This window comes from Guyparkeria halophila, from assembly GCF_034479635.1.
Lineage (GTDB): Bacteria > Pseudomonadota > Gammaproteobacteria > Halothiobacillales > Halothiobacillaceae > Guyparkeria > Guyparkeria halophila.
Map to the genome: position 1 here is coordinate 1,088,443 of NZ_CP140153.1, position 12,245 is coordinate 1,100,687.

9 protein-coding genes are annotated in these 12,245 nt (G+C 69.2%); all 9 read right to left on the bottom strand.

The features are described from left to right. Nucleotides 1-123: 123 nt before the first annotated feature. On the bottom strand, nt 124-1,332 hold the full coding sequence (locus SR882_RS05035; protein WP_322522242.1) for a molybdopterin molybdotransferase MoeA: 1,209 nt from the start codon (nt 1,330-1,332) through the stop codon (nt 124-126). After that, entirely contained in the window at nt 1,329-1,949 is a 621-nt protein-coding gene (locus tag SR882_RS05040) for an NTP transferase domain-containing protein (RefSeq protein ID WP_322522243.1), read from the bottom strand. The genes SR882_RS05035 and SR882_RS05040 overlap by 4 nt, the downstream gene beginning before the upstream one ends. Next, nucleotides 1,946-2,797 carry a uroporphyrinogen-III synthase gene (locus SR882_RS05045; RefSeq protein WP_322522244.1) on the bottom strand — a complete coding sequence of 284 codons (852 nt, stop codon included), beginning with the start codon at nt 2,795-2,797 and terminating at the stop codon, nt 1,946-1,948. Before SR882_RS05045 ends, SR882_RS05040 begins: the two co-directional genes overlap by 4 nt. Continuing rightward, on the bottom strand, nt 2,794-4,230 hold the full coding sequence (gene cysG, locus SR882_RS05050; protein ID WP_322522245.1) for a siroheme synthase CysG: 1,437 nt from the start codon (nt 4,228-4,230) through the stop codon (nt 2,794-2,796). The genes SR882_RS05045 and cysG overlap by 4 nt, the downstream gene beginning before the upstream one ends. Before the next feature lie 12 nt (nt 4,231-4,242). Next, nucleotides 4,243-6,903, bottom strand: a complete 2,661-nt coding sequence (locus SR882_RS05055) for a nitrate reductase (protein ID WP_322522246.1) — start codon at nt 6,901-6,903, stop codon at nt 4,243-4,245. Between the two features lie 256 nt (nt 6,904-7,159). After that, nucleotides 7,160-7,516 (bottom strand): nitrite reductase small subunit NirD, encoded by a 357-nt coding sequence (gene nirD / locus SR882_RS05060; protein ID WP_322522247.1) that lies wholly within the window; start codon nt 7,514-7,516, stop codon nt 7,160-7,162. A 2-nt stretch (nt 7,517-7,518) separates the two neighbouring features. Next, a complete protein-coding gene (nirB, locus tag SR882_RS05065; protein WP_322522248.1) occupies nt 7,519-10,104 on the bottom strand; it encodes a nitrite reductase large subunit NirB in 2,586 nt (861 codons plus the stop codon). 21 nt (nt 10,105-10,125) lie between these two features. After that, nucleotides 10,126-11,379 carry an NAD(P)/FAD-dependent oxidoreductase gene (locus tag SR882_RS05070; RefSeq protein WP_322522249.1) on the bottom strand — a complete coding sequence of 418 codons (1,254 nt, stop codon included), beginning with the start codon at nt 11,377-11,379 and terminating at the stop codon, nt 10,126-10,128. Beyond that, nucleotides 11,376-12,242 carry an ABC transporter ATP-binding protein gene (locus SR882_RS05075; RefSeq protein WP_322522250.1) on the bottom strand — a complete coding sequence of 289 codons (867 nt, stop codon included), beginning with the start codon at nt 12,240-12,242 and terminating at the stop codon, nt 11,376-11,378. Before SR882_RS05075 ends, SR882_RS05070 begins: the two co-directional genes overlap by 4 nt. Nucleotides 12,243-12,245 lie beyond the last annotated feature (3 nt).

Genomic DNA, 12,245 nt, shown 5'->3' on the forward strand with positions numbered 1-12,245 from the left:
GTTCGCATTCTGATGGAGGTTTGTTTGCAATGCAAATCAAATCTGGATTGGGGATTCGGGTTGTTGTGAGGGGGGCGGAGTGATCGCTGCGCCGCCCGGCGGCTGCCGGACGACCGCAGTCGATCAGCGCAGCGCAATCAGGTTGACGGGCGTGGAGGCATCAAGAGTGCGGTGGGCGGGAATAACCGCGAGGGCGTCGGCGTACTCCGCCTCGACGTCCTGCTCGAGGGTCCACCAGGTGCCATCACGACACTCGAGTCGAACGGGGAGATAGCGGGCGGCGTTCATGGGGCCGATGGGACTGACCAGTCGGGCACAGGGGGCCGGGGTCGCGGCCGCCGAACTCTGCATCGCCTCCAGCAGGGGGCGGACCAGAACCTGCAGTGCGGTGAGCAGGGCGGCGGGGCGACCGGGCAAGGCGATCACGAGCTTGCCGTCGGGCGTCGCGGCGGCACTGGTGGGGCGTCCGGGTCGCATGGACACGCCTTCGAACAGTGTGGTGCCCACGCGGGTGAGAAGGGCGCGGCCGAAGTCGCGAGTGCCGACCGAACTGCCACCAATGAGGCACACCACGTCCGCATCGGCGAGTTGACGGCGAACCGCCGCCTCGAGCGTGGGCAGGTGATCGGCCAGCGGGGCGGCTGGTCCGACGACCTCGGCTCCCAGGCGGGTCAGCGTTGCCTGCAGGAGAATGCTGTTGCTGTCGTGAATGCTGCCTGGCGGGCAGGGTTCGCCGGGCGGGATCAGCTCGTCGCCGGTTACCAGCACGGCCACCCGAGGCGCGCGGCGCACCGGCAGGGTGGCCAGGCCGTGCCGGGCGGCGAGCGAGAGATGACCCGCCGTCAGTATGGTGCCGGACGACAGGATCGGGGCGCCCGGCATGGCGACCGCGCCGACGGTCTCGCAGTCGGCCCAGGGGGATGCCGGCTCGATGACGTGCAGCCAGCCGGCCGACACGTTCACGCGTTCGCGGCGCAGCACTACGTCGGCACCTGGCGGCAGTGGTGCGCCGGTCGCGATGGCGGCACAGTGCCCGGCCGGGAGGGGGTGTGGCGCGCTGTGGTCCGAGTCGCTCGCCGGCCGGACCCTCAGGGCGGCTGCGTTGCCGGGATTGCCGTCGCCGAGTTCGGCGTGCCGGGCGGCATAGCCGTCCATCATGGCGCGATTGAACGGCGGGTAGGCGCGCGGGGCGCGGATCGTTCGGGCAAGGGTCCGTCCGAGCGCCGCGTGTAGCGCCACCTCGGTCGTGTCGAGCGTCGGCGCGGTGTCGATCAGGGCCGCGAGCGCCTCATCCACGCTCGGGCTGGCGATGGCACAGGAGCAGCGGGTCATGGTCTCGTCCTCCCCATGTCGGGCATGGCCACTGATTGGAACAGCTCGGTCGGGGTGTTGACGTTGAGGAAGGCCTCGCGGTCGTCGGCGAGATCGCAACAGGCATGTGGGCCGCCGGTGAGCAGGTCGGTGAGTCGTGACGGCACCGGACCGACCAGATCCTGTCGCAGGGTGGGCCCGTGGAACAGGGCGATTCCGGGCTGCAGGCGTTCGCCGTCGTGTGCGATCACCACTGGCGCGCCGGTGGCGCGCTGGCGGGCCACCAGCCGGGCGGGCCACAGAGCGCGGTAGCGGGGCATGTCGCAGGGGGCGAGCAGCACCCAGTCGTGTCGCAGCCTCGCGTTCGCGGCGTGTACCGCTGCGGCGGGCCCGCGACGTATGCCGCCCGGATCGCGGATCGTGGTGTGGCCGAGGCGGCGATACGCCTCCAGGTTGCGGTTGGCGACGATGACCAGCTCGTCGACGGATGGTGCCAGGGACTCGATCACGTGGCTGACCATCGGCTGGCCGAGAAACGGCTCGAGCCCCTTGTCGCGTCCGTCCATGCGGCGGCTGGCGCCGCCGGCGAGCACCAGCGCGCTCAGTTTCGTTTCGGGCTGGAGCGATAAGTCATTCACGAGACGGCCTCGCGGCGCTGCAAATGCTCGGCCAGCGCGTCGACCATGGGGTGCATGAAAAACCGCCGGCCGGGCATCACGTCGACCCGGATGCCGAGGCCTTCCAGGTGTTCGGCCATCACCGGGCCGATGGCGGCGACCACCGCGCGTGCCAGCCCGGCCTGCAGGGCATCGTCACGCCCGGCGTTGCGCGCGATCCGCAGCAGGCGGTTGATCTGCGGCTGTGCGGTGAACAGGATCACGTCGGTCCGCCCGTCGGCCAGCTGCTCGACCAGTTCGAGCACCGCCTCGGTCTCGCTCTCGCTTGCATAGACGTAGGGGGCGACCGGCACCGGCTCGCTGCCAATCTCGTGGACGGCGCGGATCAAAGGGATATTGGGCTCGGTGCCGTAGAGGACCACGCCGGTGCGCGGTGCCGGCTGGTCGAGATTTTTCAGGGTGGCGATCACCCCGTCGCTGGTGGGGCGATCGGCCTGCACCTCGGCCTGTAGTCCCCAGCGCTTGAGCACGCGTCCCGGCTTCGGTCCGCGCACGATCAGGCGAGTGCGCTCCAGTTTTCGCAGGAACGCCGTCTCGCGGCCATGGCGCTCGGAGGCGGCATGCAGGCGCGCGATGCCCTCGCCGGTGAGCACGATCAGGTCGCGCATGCTGCCGTCGGCCAGGAAACGGTCGATCCACGCGACCACGCCGTCCTGGTCGGGCGAGTCGTGGATGCTGACCAGCGGGCAGCGCGTCACCGTGGCGCCACGGCGTTCCAGCAGTCCGGCCAGTATGTCGATCTGGCGGGATTCGGGCAGTGCGACGCGGCAGCCGCGGAAGGCCTGCGGGATCTCGGGGACGCGACTCATGCCGCCCCCTTGGCGAGACACGGCTCGCTGTCCGGGAACGCGCTCGTGGCCGCCCCGCGGCCGCGGAACCATCCCAGTGACTCGTGCAGCCCCGTGACCTCGCCGATCACGAGCAGCGAGGGGGATTCAGCCGCGGTGATCTTGTTGGGCAGGGAGGTGAGCGTGCCGGTATAGACGCGCTGGTTGTCGGTGGTGCCGCGCTCGATCAGGGCCGCCTTGCGGCTGCGCGGCATGCCGTGGGCGATCAGCTGGTCGCAGATCTGGCGGGCGCTGCCGAGGCTCATGTAGAAGACCAGCGTGTCGCGGCCCTCGGCGAGGTTCTGCCAGTCGAGATCCAGGCCGTCGCCACGTCGATGGCCGGTGACGAAGCGCACCGACTGGGCATGATCGCGGTGGGTGAGCGGGATGCCGGCATAGGCCGCACAACCGCTGGCGGCGGTGATGCCGGGTACCACCTGGAAGGGCAGGCCGGCACCGGCCAGCACCTCGATCTCCTCGCCGCCCCGGCCGAAGATGAACGGGTCGCCGCCCTTGAGTCGGGCGACGCGCTTGCCGTCGGCGGCGAGATCGCGCAGCAGACTACTGATGTCTTCCTGCGAACAACTGTGGTTGCCGGCCCGCTTGCCGACGTAGATCCGCTCGGCCTCGCGGCGGGCCAGGTCGACGATCGCCGGGGCGACCAGCCGGTCGTAGACGACCACGTCGGCCTTCTGCAGCAGGCGCAAGGCGCGGAAGGTGAGCAGATCCGGGTCGCCGGGGCCGGCGCCGATCAGGTAGACCTCGCCGGCCTCGCTCGGCGCCTCCCGGTCGGCGAGCAGCCCGGCGAGCTTGTCCTCCGCCTCGCGGTCCTTGCCCGAGAGCACCAGGTTGCCGATCGGGCCGTCGATCACGTCCTCCCAGAAGCGCTTGCGGGTATCGAGGCCGTGAATGCGGTCCTTGGCGGCCTGTCGGTAGCGACCCAGCAGGTCGGCCAGCCGGCCGAAACCTGACGGGATCAGGGTCTCGAGCCGGGCGCGCATCAGCCGGGCGAGCACCGGTGAGCGCCCGCCGGTCGACAGGGCGATGGTCACCGGGCTGCGGTCGACGATCCCCGGCAGGATGAAGCTGCACAGCTCGGGCTCGTCGGCGACGTTGACCGGGATGCCGCGCCGCTCGCAGGCGGCAAAGACCGCGCGATTGACCGCCGGCTCGTCGGTCGCGGCGATCACCAGGCGGTTGCCGACGACCATGGGGTCGTCGAATTCGGCCTCGCGCCAGGCGAGCCGGCCGTCGGCCACCATGCGGCGGGTCTCGCCGGTGATTGCCGGGGCGACCGCCGTCACCCGGGCGCCGGCGGCGCGCATCAGGTCCGCCTTGCGGGCGGCGACCGCACCGCCGCCGACGACCAGGCAGTCTTTGTCGTGCAGGTTCATGAAGATGGGTAGCTGGTCCATGGGTCGGTCCCCTCAGGTGCTTGTTTCGGTGAGGCGCTGGGCGATGAGTTGCTTGAGCTCCGGGATGCAGGAGCCGCAGTTGGTGCCGCAGCGCAGGGCCTTGCCCAGTGCCTCCGGCGTGTCGAGGCCGTCGGCGTCGATGGCCTCGAGGACGCTGGTTTCCCCGACCTGGAAGCAGGAACAGACGATCGGGCCGGTATCGGGCATCGCTTCGGCGGGGCGACCGGCCAGCAGGCCGAGTCGCTGGGTGAGCGAGAGCGCCTCCGAACGGATCAGGTCGGCGAGCCACTCGCGCGAGGGCAGTTCGGGGTCGGCGGCGACGAACAGCACCGCGGTCACCCGGCCGTCGACCAGCCGGGCGGCGCGGAACGGGCCCGCACTGTCCTCGTAGGTCTGCCACTCGCCGTCCGCGCCGATCACGTCACGGGCCCACTGCGTCCAGTCGCCGACCGCTTCGCGACCGGCGATCTCGTAGCGCGTGCCGCCATCGATCGGGATACGCGCCCAGTAGTCGGCCGTGAGCGGTGCGATGGGCTCGCGGCTGAGCAGCGTGGCGAACCAGTTGGCCGCGAACGGACGGATGGCGACGGTGGCGTGCTTGGATTCGGGCTGCCCCGAGTGCGGGTCGACGTGCGTCGGGATCAGTGCGCCGACCCGGGCGCTGTGGCTGTACTGGGCGTTCCAGTGCATCGGCACGAACAGCGCGCCCGGCGCCTGCGCTCTGGTGAGGCGAACCCGGCCGACATAGCGACCGTGCTCGCCGATGACCTCGGCCAGCCGTCCCTCCGCGAGCCCGTGGCGGTCGGCGTCGTCCGGGTGGATCTCGACGAACGGTTCGTCGATGTGCTGCATCAGCCGCGCCGCCTTGGCGGTGCGGGTCATGGTGTGCCACTGATCACGAATCCGGCCGGTGTTCATCACCAGCGGTCGTTCGGCCGAGATGGTGCTTGCCGGCGCGGTGGAGGTGATGGCGACGAAACGGGCCCGACCGGATGGCGTGAAGAAACGGCCGTCCTCGAACAGGCGCTGGCGGCCCCGGCCGGTGGCCGGGTCGATCGGCCAGCGCACCGGGGCGAGCCGGTCGTATTCGGCGTCGCTCAACCCGGCGAGCGCGGCGATATCGAAATCGCGGCTGCCGTCGTTCTCGTAGCCGGACAGTGCGGCGTGCTCGCGGAAGATCTCGGTCGGTCCCTGGTAGGCGAAGGCCTCGGCAAAGCCCAGCCGGCGGGCCACCTCGCAGATCGTCCACCAGTCGTGACGTGCCTCGCCGGGCGGCTCGATAAAGCCGCGCTGGCGGGAGATGCAGCGCTCGGAATTGGTGACCGTGCCGTCCTTCTCCGCCCAGCTGGTCGCCGGCAGGAGCACGTCGGCGCAGGCGGTGGTGTCGGTCTCCTGCATGCAGTCGGAGACCACCACCAACGGGCAGCGCTGCAGCGCCTCGCGCACCCGGTCGGATGCCGGTAGGCTGACCACGGGGTTGGTGGCCATGATCCAGATCGCCTTGATCTGCCCGGATTCGACCGCCTCGAACAGGTCGGTGGCCTTCAGTCCGGGTGAGGTGGCCATGCCGGGCGATTGCCAGAATCGCCCGACGCGCTCGATGGCGCCCGGCTGCTCGAAGTCCATGTGCGCGGCCAGTTGGTTGGCTAGTCCGCCGACCTCGCGCCCGCCCATGGCGTTGGGCTGGCCGGTGATCGAGAACGGTCCCATGCCCGGCGCGCCGATGCGTCCGGTGGCCAGATGGCAGTTGATGATGGCGTTCGACTTGTCCGAGCCGCTCGTGGACTGGTTCACGCCCTGCGAGTAGACCGTGACCGTGCGCTCGTGGTCGGCGAACCAGTCAAAAAAGGTCTGCAGCTCGTCGACGGTGACGCCGGTCGAGCGGGCGACCGCCTCGATGTCGGGCGCCTCGCGGTGGGCGCGGGCAATGGCCTGATCGAATCCCTCGGTATGTGCCTCGATATAGGCCGCGTCGATCGCGTCGCGTTCGGAGAGGTTGGCGAGCAGGCCGTTGAACAGGAACGCGTCGCTGCCCGGGGCGATGGCCAGATGCAGGTCGGCGATGTCGCAGGTGGCGGTGCGGCGCGGGTCGATCACCACCACCCGCATCTCGGGGCGGGCGCGCTTGGCCGCGACCAGGCGCTGGTAGGTGACCGGGTGGGTCCAGGCGGCGTTCGAGCCGACCAGCACCACCAGGTCGGCGCATTCGATGTCCTCGTAGCAGGTGGGCACGGTGTCGGTGCCGAAGGCCCGCTTGTAACCCACCACCGCCGAGGCCATGCACAGGCGCGAGTTGGTGTCGATATTGGCCGTGCCGATGAAGCCCTTCATCAGCTTGTTGGCGACGTAGTAGTCCTCGGTGAGCAGCTGGCCGGAGACGTACATGGCCACGGCATCGGGGCCGTGCTCGTCGATGACGCGGCGAAAGCCGTCGGCGACGGTATCGAGCGCGGTATCCCAGTCCACGGCCACACCGTCGACCTGCGGCACCCGCATGCGCCCGGCAGGATCAACGGTCTCGTGCAGGGCCGAGCCCTTGACGCACAGCCGGCCGAGGTTGGCCGGGTGGTCCTGGCTGCCCGCCACGCCCACCAGTCGCCCGTCGTCCAGATGGGCATCGACGCCGCAGCCGACGCCGCAGTAGGGACAGGTTGTCTTGACGGTCTCGTGCATGATTCGCTCGCAAACAAAAAAGGCGCCCGATCCGGCGTGGCCGTGAAGCCACGCGGAACGGACGCCTTTGTCCAGTTCGATGTGTTCGCCCCGCCGTTGGGACGCTTGTCTCTGTTAAAGCAGGGTTCGTGCCATTCGCTTCAGTGCCAACAATCAATCACTTGGCGTATGCGTGGGCCGATTCGCTGCCATTTTTGCACCAGCGCCGATCTCGATCGCCGGGCGCTTGATCCATCCTGGTGCGCGCTCGAACGGGTCACACGCCGGGCTGGGCGACCTGCACCCGGTCGCCGACAATGCGTACGGCGTAGCTGCCGGCACTGACGTCCTCTTCGAGGCAGCTGCCGTCGGTGAGACGGTAGTGCTGCTTGTGCAGCGGCGAGGCGACCACGAGTTCACCCCCGATATCGCCGACGATGCCGCGGGAGAGGACGTTGGCGTGGCCCAGCGGGTCCCAGTTGCCGATGGCGTACACGGACGGCTCGGCGTAGGGAATCAGGAACAGGGCGATCTGGCGCTTGCCGACCAGGGCGGCGACGCCGGAGTGCGGGACGAGATCGTCCAGGCCGCAGATGTCGATCCAGGTGGTTTCGGTGCGTTCTGCCACGGTCATGTTCATGCCTCCTCGGCCATGGTATGGGCGAGGGTCTCGTGCCCGGCCCGCTCGCGTTTCTCGTCGGCGGTCGCCGGGCGGACCTGGCCGCGTTCCTCGACGAACAGCACGTTGTCGTCCGGTGCGTCGGAATTGACGAAGCTGCGGAAGCGCTTGAGCTTCTCGGGGTCGTCCAGCGTGCTCTTCCATTCGCACTGGTAGCTGTCGACCACCGCCTGCATCTGGGTCTCCAGCTCCGCGCCGATGCCGAGCCGGTCGTCGATGACCACCTCGCGCAGGTAGTCGAGCCCGCCCTCGAGGTTCTCCAGCCAGACGCTGGTGCGCTGCAGCCGGTCGGCGGTCTTGATGTAGAACATCAGCAGCCGGTCGATGTAGCGGATCAAGTGCTCGTCATCGAGGTCGGTGGCGAACAGGTCGGCGTGGCGCGGCTTCATGCCGCCATTGCCGCAGACGTAGAGGTTCCAGCCGTTCTCGGTGGCGATCACGCCGATATCCTTGCTCTGTGCCTCGGCGCATTCGCGGGTGCAGCCGGAGACGGCGAATTTGAGCTTGTGCGGCGAGCGCAGGCCCTTGTAGCGGTTCTCGATGTGGATCGCCATGCCCACCGAGTCCTGTACGCCGTAGCGGCACCAGGTCGAGCCGACGCAGGACTTCACCGTGCGCACCGACTTGCCGTAGGCATGCCCGGTCTCGAAGCCCGCCGCGATCAGTTCCTCCCAGATCGGCGGCAGCTGTTCCTTGCGCGCGCCGAACAGGTCGATGCGTTGACCGCCGGTGATCTTGGTGTACAGGCCGTACTTCTGCGCGACATGGCCGAGGACGATCAGCTTCTCGGCGGTGATCTCGCCGGCCGGCACGCGCGGTACGATCGAGTAGCTGCCGTCCTTCTGCATGTTGGCCAGATAGGTGTCGTTGGTGTCCTGCAGCGGCTGGTGCATCGGTTCGAGCACGTGCTCGTTCCAGACCGAGGCGAAGATCGAGGCGGCCGCCGGCTTGCAGATCTCGCAGCCCAGACTCTGGCCATGGCCCCGGCCGTGGCGCTCGAGCAGTTCGCCGAAGCTGCGAATGCCGCCGACGCGCACCAGGTGGTAGAGCTCGGCGCGGGTGTGCGGGAAGTGCTCGCAGATGTCGGTGTTGACCTCCATGCCGCGCTTGGCCAGCTCGCAGTCGACCGTCGACTTGAGCAGCGCCGCACAGCCGCCGCAGCCGGTCGAGGCCTTGGTGGTGCCCTTGATGTCGCCCAGATTGGCGCAGCCGCCATCGATCGCCTCGATGATGCCGCCCTTGGTGACGTTGTGGCAGGAGCAGATCGTGGCGGTCTCCGGTAGGGCATCTGGCCCCAGGACCGGCGGGCCGTCACCGGCCGGTGCGATCAGCGACTCGGGATGTTCGGGCAGATCGAGACCGTTGAGGGCGTACTGGAGCAGGGTGTCGTAGTCGGCGGTGTCGCCCACCAGCACTGCGCCGATCAGCTTGTCCTCGAGCACCACCAGCCGCTTGTAGGTGGCGTCCGGCTCGTTGATGCTGGCGTAGGTCTGCGCGCCGGGCGTGCGGGCGTGGGCATCGCCGATCGAGCCCACCTCGACGCCGAGGAGCTTGAGCTTGGTGCTCATGTCCGCGCCGGTGAAGGCGGCGGTCTCATCCGGCCTGGTGAGCTGCTTCACGGCCACGTCGGCCATGGCATAGCCCGGGCCGACCAGGCCGAACACCTGGCCGTTCCACAGTGCGCACTCGCCGATGGCGAGAATGGCCGGGTCGGAGGTGCGGCACTGGTCGTCGACGACGATGCCGCCGCGCTCGCCCACCGCGATACCGGCCTCGCGGGCCAGCTGGTCGCGCGGGCGGATGCCGGCGGAGAACAGCACCAGGTCGGTCTCCAGCGGCTCGCCCTCGGCGAAGGTCATCCGCAGTTGGTGGCTCTCGCCGACATCGATCAGCTGCGTGGCCTTGCCGGTATGCACCTGCACGTCGAGGGCCTCAATCTGGCGGCGCAGCATGTCGCCGCCGGCGGCATCGAGCTGGGCCGGCATCAGCTGCGAGGCGAACTCGACCACGTGGGTTTCGAGTCCGAGGTTCTTCAGCGCGTTGGCCGCCTCCAGGCCCAGCAGGCCGCCGCCGACCACCACGCCGCGCCGGCCGTTTTCGGCGTGCGCGCGGATCGCGTCGAGATCCTCGATGGTGCGATAGACGAGACAACCGTCCCGGTCGCGTCCCTCGATCGGCGGGACGAAGGCGTACGAGCCGGTGGCCAGCACCAGCCGGTTGTAGCCGCAGCGGTGGCCGTTTCCGGTCACGACTTCGCGGGCCTCGCTGTCGATCTCGATCACGGGATCGTCGAGGTGCAGGTCGATGCCCTGCGCGCGGTAGTCGTCGGCGCTGGTCAGGGCGAGGTCCTCGGCGCTCTTGCCGGAGAAGTACTCGGAGAGATGGACGCGATCGTAGGCGGCGCGGGGTTCCTCGCCGAAGACGGTCACGTCGAAGCGTGACAGGCCGTCGGCCTCGATCAGCTTCTCGACGAAGCAGTGGCCGACCATGCCGTTGCCGATCACGATGAGTTTTTCTCGATCGCTTGTGTGTGGGTTGCTCATGCTGTGCTCCTGTCCGCCGTGTTAGGCGGCGTTTTCGGTGGGCGAGTCGATGGCGGGGCGGGTCGTGTCGTCCGGCTCGCAGAAGCGCTCGCCGAACAGCAGTCGCTCGCGGAACGCGCTGATGTCGCGCCGTTCCCCGAGCAGGTCGAAGAACCACCCCCCGTCGGCCACGTCGCCGACCAGCACCACGCCGACCACGTTGTCGTCGCGGAGAATCAGTTTCTTGTAGATGCCTTGTTGCGGGTCACGAAGGCGCAGGCAGTGTTCGCCCGGCGCGGGATCGATCCGCCCGGCGGAGAACACGTCGATGCCGGTGACCTTCAGCCGGGTGGAGGTCGCCCGGTCGCGGTAGCGGCCGCGGCCAGTGGTCAGCACCCCGGCTAGGACGCGCGCCTGCTCCCAGATCGGGGCGACCAGGCCGTAAGTGCGCCCGTCGTGCTCGATGCATTCGCCCAGGGCATGGATGGCCGGATCACTGCTGCGCAGCTGGTCGTCGACGCGGATGCCGCGGCCGCAGTCGAGCCCGGCCTCCCGGGCGAGCGCGATCGCCGGCTGGATGCCGATGGTGAATAGCACCGTTGCGGCCGGCAGGCGGCGGCCGTCGTCCAGCCGCACCGCCTCGACCCGCTCGCTGCCCTCGATCGCCTCGGCCTGCGTGCCGAGGATGAAACGCACGCCACGGGCCTCGAGTGCCTGCCGCAGGATCGCGGCGGCCGCGTCGTCGAGCTGACGGTTCATCAGCACCGGGTTGCGGTGGACGACCGTGACGTCGATGCCGTGGCCGGCCAGCCCCGCGGCGGCCTCCAGCCCCAGCAGCCCGCCGCCGAGGATCACCACCGGGGCGGGTTCGGCTAGCCGGGCCTGCAGGGTCTCGACATCGGCTAGATCGCGGAAGCCGCCCACGCCGGGCAGATCGATGCCCGGGATCTCGGGCAGCCAGGGGCGTGAACCCGTGGCGAACACCAGTTGGTCGTAGGGCACGGTGACCCCGGCGCGGCTGGTGACCTCGCGCCGCGTGCGGTCGATCGCCACCACCGGGTCGCCCAGATGCAGCGTGATGTCGTGCCGGGCGTACCACTCGCGCGGGTTGAGCATGATCTCGGCGACCGTCTTCTCCCCGGCGAGTACCGGCGAGAGCATGATCCGGTTGTAGTTGCCGTGCGGTTCGGCACCGAACACGGTGATGGCGTGACGTCCGGCGTCGCGGGCTACCAGCTCTTCGAGCAGGCGCGCCCCGGCCATGCCGTTGCCGATCACTACCAGTCGCGGTTTCACGCGACCCGCTCCTTGGCCTTCGTCGTGGCCTCGGAGCCGCTCTTGGCCGCCGCCGGATTCGCTCCGGCGATTTCCTCGACCTTCTTCTGCTTCTCGTAGAGGAAGGTGAGCACCTCGTGGCGGTAGTGGTTGTAGGCCGGGTCATCGGCCAGCGCCAGCCGGTTGCGCGGTCGCGGCAGGTCGATCGGCACGATCTCGCCGACGGTGGCCGCCGGACCGTTGGTCATCATCACGATGCGGTCGGAGAGCAACACGGCCTCGTCGACGTCGTGGGTGATCATGATCACGGTGTTGCCGAGGTCGGCCTGGATCTCCATCAGCGAGTCCTGCAGATGGGCCCGGGTCAGCGCGTCGAGGGCGCCGAAGGGCTCGTCCATCAACAGCACCTTTGGCTGCATCGCCAGCGCCCGGGCGATGCCGACGCGCTGCTTCATGCCGCCGGAGATCTCGTCCGGGCGCTTGTGCAGGGCGTGGTCCATGTGTACCAGGGCGAGGTTGTGGTTGATCCAGTCGCGCATTTCGGCGCGGTTCATGCGGCCCTTGAAGACCTTCTTCACCGCCAGCTCGACGTTCTGGTAGACGGTCAGCCACGGCAGCAGGGAGTGGTTCTGGAAGACCACCGCCCGCTCGGGGCCCGGCTGGTTGACCTCGCGGCCGTCGAGCAGCACGCCGCCGCGGGTGGCCTGGTGCAGGCCGGCGACGATGTTGAGCACGGTCGACTTGCCGCAGCCGGAGTGGCCGATCAGCGAGATGAACTCGCCTTCGTCGACCTTGAGGTTGATGTCGTCGAGGGCCTGGAAGGGCCCCTTGGGCGTGGGGAACTCGATGTCGACGCCCGTCAGTTCGAGATGTGATTCACTCATGGC